The organism is Deltaproteobacteria bacterium, assembly GCA_016931625.1.
Classification (GTDB): Bacteria; Myxococcota; XYA12-FULL-58-9; order XYA12-FULL-58-9; family JAFGEK01; genus JAFGEK01.
The window spans coordinates 1-5,259 of record JAFGEK010000191.1 but is presented as its reverse complement, the minus strand read 5'-3'; the positions used below and the strand labels follow the sequence as shown (position 1 = coordinate 5,259).

Below are 5,259 nucleotides of genomic sequence, written 5' to 3'. Positions count from 1 at the left end.
TGCTTGCGCAGGAATGACGATAATAGGTGGTTGCTCGACTTTTGCAAGTGGCTCGGAAGATAATCTCGTTTGGCATTGGTTTGCTGGAAGTGATTGTAACGAGACGCGCGAATTGCATCAAATTAGAAGTTACCGAAGGTCAGCGATCTTAGTAAACATTGACTCATATTAACAGTTACCGAGATAATATCGGTAGTAGTAGAAATATGAGTCCTTTTGCCAAAGTCGAATACTTAGCAACAATGGCACGGCGCTATCAAGCCGCGCGATCACGAAAAGAAAAATCTCAAATTTTAGACGGAATTTGCGCAACTTGTGAATTCCATCGCAAACATGCCTTGCACTTACTTGCTAAGCGTCGCAATGGACGGCTTACTGTAAGGCGTCGTTCAGGCCAGAAGCCGAGCTATAGTGACCGTGAGTTAATCAAGGTATTAAAAAAAATCTGGCTTGCGGCTAATCTACCTTGTTCAAAACGTTTTAAGGCTTTGCTGCCTATATGGTTACCCGGATACGAAGCTATGTTTGGTGCTCTTAGCAATGACCTAAGAGACAAGTTACTGCGTATTTCACCAGCCAGTATCGACCGCGTATTTAAACAAACACGTCTTAAACAAACACAACATGGACGCACTACAACAAAGCCGGGCACTTTAGTGCGTCATCAAATTCCTATCAATACTGGGCAATGGCAAGAGATACGCCCAGGTTTCATCGAAGCTGATACCGTTGCTCATTGTGGTAACAGCATGGCTGGACAATTTGCATTCACTCTTGACTGTGTTGATGTAGCTATTGGCTGGTCTGAACAAAGAGGTATTTGGACCAAAGCACAAATTGATGTTGTCAAACAAATGTGCTCTATCGAAAAAACGACAATGCTCAAATAGAACGCAAAAAAGTGAGTAAAGCAGTTATGCCTGCAGATGGTTTTGATACTAGGTTATTTCCCGCCACTAAGGCGATTAAAAAAGAAATGTTTCCAGTAATTGACAAACATGGAGTGGTAAAACCTATTATTCAATTAATAGTTGAAGAGGCGCTTGCTGCTGAAATTGAAGAAATTTGTGTGATTATATAAAAAGGTGATCAGCAATTATTTGAAAATTATTTTCACACTCCACCCACAATTGAACATTTTGCAAAATTGTCAAAAGAAGCACAAGAAACATCTGAATATATACTCAATATCGTTCATAAAATCACCTTTATTGAGCAACAAAATCAAAATGGTTTTGGTGATGCCGTTTATTGTGTTCGTGAATGGGTTGGCCGTGAACCATTTTTTATTAATGATTGGTGACCATCTGTATACTTCAAACACTGATACTTCTTGTTCACGCCAACTTTTAGATGTTTACGAAAAATTCGGCCGCAGTGTAGTTGGTTTAAAACTACACCAGCACACTTAATTCAACATTTTGGCACAGTTGCAGGCAACTTGGATCGATAATAATTCAACTATGGCCATAACAGAATTTGCTGAAAAACCTGATATCGAATATGCTGCTGAGTATCTACGCATGATTGGAATACCAGACAACCAATATTGTACGATTTTTGGTCAATATTTCTTAACCCCACAAATTTTTAATTTATTAGAAGAACAAATTTCCAATAACATTCGAGAAAAGGGTGAATTCCAACTTACTTCTTGCCTAGATAAACTGCGTATTGAAGAGGGTTTTATCGGATATATGGTGCAGGGCAAGCGGTTTGATATTGGTGTGCCCCAAGCATATCTGCAAACTCTGCACGAAATTGCGACTTTATAATGTATTAATTTAGTCTGCATACATAACAAACTTGAGCTGCAATTAAACTCTCACACGACTTATTCAACATTAAAAGACTAGTCCATATCGAACTAGTGGAAAGATTTTTGTGGCATACAATGTTTTATTGGTTTTACGATATTTCTTCTCTTTTCGCGATATTGCCTAGGGGAATACATAGACAAACTAATAAATATATTAGCAAAAAAGCGATAAAGAAAATGCAATTACAGGGGAGAGCTTTTGCCCATATTACGCCAATGCATAAAAAAAATGGTAAATTTTAAACTTATAGAAAGAGGGTCGTTTATGCTGTATCGAATCTTTAGCTATCTAATCATTTTTAATATTGTATTACTTTTCAATTCTAACATAAGTCACGCGCAAATCATCGCTAACCATAACGCGGTAGCTCAATTCGACCAAATCAGCGATGATACAATTGCAGAAATAAAAAAGATGCATCTGAATTATCTTGGGGAATCACATAGCCATGGCCTTTTATATGGCTTGCAATTACTCGAGGATCAGTACGGCTCTAAGTATGCAGTTGAGATTTCTTTTGACAGTCAGCAATTACCTGTTTCTACAGATCATTTACGCGCTACTCGGGTACGTCGAGAAGAAAACCGCCCTAACTGGCCTTGGGCTGCTGGGGCTGGTGAAGAGACTTTTTGGACAAACACAGAAGCACGCAACATGATTAAAAACCACTTAACTTATATGAAAGAAATTGAAAATAAACCAGTCGATGTCATGGGATTTGGTTGGTGTTGGGATATGACTGGGGCGACAGCAAGCCCAGATGAAGACGAAGATGAGCATGTGCATTGGTATGGAGTAGCCTATTCTTATGGAATAGATCAAGCAACCGGCCAATATTCATGGAAAGCAAATCTACAAGATTGGTGGGGAATTGACAGCAATGATAATCAAGATGGCCAACATCCAATCACCCTGCACGACTATTTATTATCAGTTGATGAATATAATGCGCATATGCCCACAACAACTACCTTTTTTAGCACCGGCCCTGTGGATGGTACTAAACGCTTAGGCGAAGTTGGCTATCAACGTTATTTAAAAAATGAAGCCATAAGAGATTATGTAAATTTAGATAGCAATAGAGTATTATTTGATTATGCAGATATTCTCAGCTATGGTGATGACTTAACACAAAACAAAACTACGTGGGACAGCCACGAATTTCCAGTTGTACATTCAGATAACGATATAGAAAATTGGGGTGACCAATCTCTTTGGCCCGACCAATATGGTACCTATGATTACCATAATTATGGTGATGGGATAGCTAATCATGCTCGCTCGCACATAGGAAAGAACGGCTGTATTCGCTTGGCAAAAGCCATGTGGTGGATGCTGGCGCAAATTGTTGAACGCAATAACCCGCCAACTAAGGTAGCAACACCATATTTTAGCCCTGCTGCTGGCCAAGTAGAAACAGACACTGAAGTAATAATTGGGTGCAATACTGATGATGCGACCATTTACTATACAACTAACGGAGATGAGCCTACTCAAAGTAGTTACCAATATACAGATCCTATCACCATTACACAAAACATAACTATTAAAGCTCGAGCTTACAAAGATCACTTAGAAGCCAGCAATATTAGAGAAGCCAGCTATACTATTCAAATTGATCCACCACTTGATCCCCCCGAAGATCCAATTATTACTCCCAATGGAGGGGAAGTAGCCATTGGAGATGAGGTAACTATCACATGCGCTACTAATGGAGTGGACATACGCTATACTACTGATGGTAGTGACCCTACAGAAGTAAGTAACTTATATAACAATCCGATTATAATAAACCAAAATGTCACCATTAAAGCGCGCGCTTTTGGTGAACAATCAACTCAAAGCAATATCGTTTCTGCAACATATACTATCGCAATTAATCCGCCGCAAAAAGTTGCTGCTCCTATTTTCAGCCCTGGTAGCGGTGAATTACAAAATGGTGCTCTGGTTGCAATTACTTGCAGTACTGATGATGCCACCATTTACTATACTACTGATGGAAGTGTACCAACGATATCTGACCAAGAGTATACGACTCCGATTAGTATCACTCAAAACCTTACTATTCGGGCTCGGGCTTTTAAAGCTGGATTTATTGATAGTAACATCGCACAAGCACAATACACTATTGAAAATGAACCGACACCTGATAAACCTGCTGATCCCATTTTCACCCCTCATGAAGATCAAATAAATGCAGGAGACAAGGTATCAATTACTTGTTCAACAAATGGTGCGCTAATCCGCTATACGACTGACAACACTGAGCCTACAATCTATAGTCAGTTGTATATTGGTCCTATCACTATTTTGTATACCGTCACTATTCGAGCACGGGCATTTAATGATGACTTAACACAAAGCGACACTGTATCAGCCACATATACTGTTAATAATACATCAGAGCCAGTTGACCATGATGATCCGATTGATAATAATGGCCCAACGATTACCGAAGATACAACTTCAAACACGCAAAATAATTCTCCCACCACTATAACAAACGAGACACAAGCCCCTGTAACCCAGCAAGATCCTGTGAGCGAACAAAAAAATGTAACTATTAATACTGGTTGTGCAGCACTTGATGTTAAGAATTCATCCTGGCTAATGTCGCTAATATTAATTGTTTATATTGCCTATCGTCGACTATATAAAAAAACCATTGAACAACCACCGAATGTTTAACAACCCTCCGGAAAAAATAACAAAAGGCTACCAAATAATCAGGCAGCTTCTTTTATTGGAGTATTTTCATGAATAAAAGCAATGCATTTTCAAACACAATAAGAACTCTAAGTATTTCAATTAAGCCATATTTCACCTTCACACTAATTTTACTGTCCCATGCTTAAGATGGTCAAAGCCGTGCGCCTTAAGGCGGCGGCTTTAGCAAGAGCCGCGGTTGTAGTAAATCATAGAAATTAAAGAATACCGACGCGGCGCACATACATTATTTGAAATACATCTTCATATAGTATGGTGTACAAAGTATAGGCGTAAGGCTTTAAAAGGCAATATAGGATTAAGACTTCGTGATATTATTCGTCAAATATGTGGAGATCATGATGTCAGTATAATGCGAGGTCATATATCAAAAGATCATGTTCATTTGTTCATATCAATACCGCCACAAGTATGTATCAGTCGTTTAATGCAATATTTAAAAGGAAAAAGTGCATTTAAAATAATGTAAGAGTTCCCAAATTTAAAAAAGTTGTTTTGGGGAGGTCATCTTTGGGCCAGGGGATATTTCTGTAAAAAGTAGTGGTAATGTAACAGACGAGACTATAAAGACTTATATAGAAGAGCAAAATCATGATACAGATGAAGAGTTTAAAGTTGAAACTTAAGCCTGCTTAAGCTGGTATCTTAAGCCGTGCTTTGCACGGAACAGGACTTATAGTCCGCATTGGTTTTAAACCCATCGCCTTAAGGC

The 5,259-nt window shown here is 38.8% G+C and carries 2 protein-coding genes and 2 pseudogenes; all 4 read left to right on the top strand.

Annotated elements, in window-relative coordinates:
• The first annotated feature begins 242 nt into the window (after positions 1-242).
• The 4 genes and pseudogenes from JW841_16275 (at position 243) to tnpA (ending at position 5,173) form a co-directional block, all read left to right on the top strand.
• Complete coding sequence (locus tag JW841_16275; protein MBN1962490.1) at positions 243-890, top strand: hypothetical protein; 648 nt, start codon at positions 243-245, stop codon at positions 888-890.
• Positions 887-1,775, top strand: a pseudogene (locus JW841_16270) (UTP--glucose-1-phosphate uridylyltransferase). Before JW841_16275 ends, JW841_16270 begins: the two are co-directional and overlap by 4 nt.
• Before the next feature lie 309 nt (positions 1,776-2,084).
• Positions 2,085-4,508 carry a chitobiase/beta-hexosaminidase C-terminal domain-containing protein gene (locus JW841_16265; GenBank protein MBN1962489.1) on the top strand — a complete coding sequence of 808 codons (2,424 nt, stop codon included), beginning with the start codon at positions 2,085-2,087 and terminating at the stop codon, positions 4,506-4,508.
• Positions 4,509-4,743: 235 nt separating this feature from the next.
• Positions 4,744-5,173: pseudogene (gene tnpA, locus JW841_16260) on the top strand (IS200/IS605 family transposase).
• Positions 5,174-5,259: the final 86 nt, after the last annotated feature.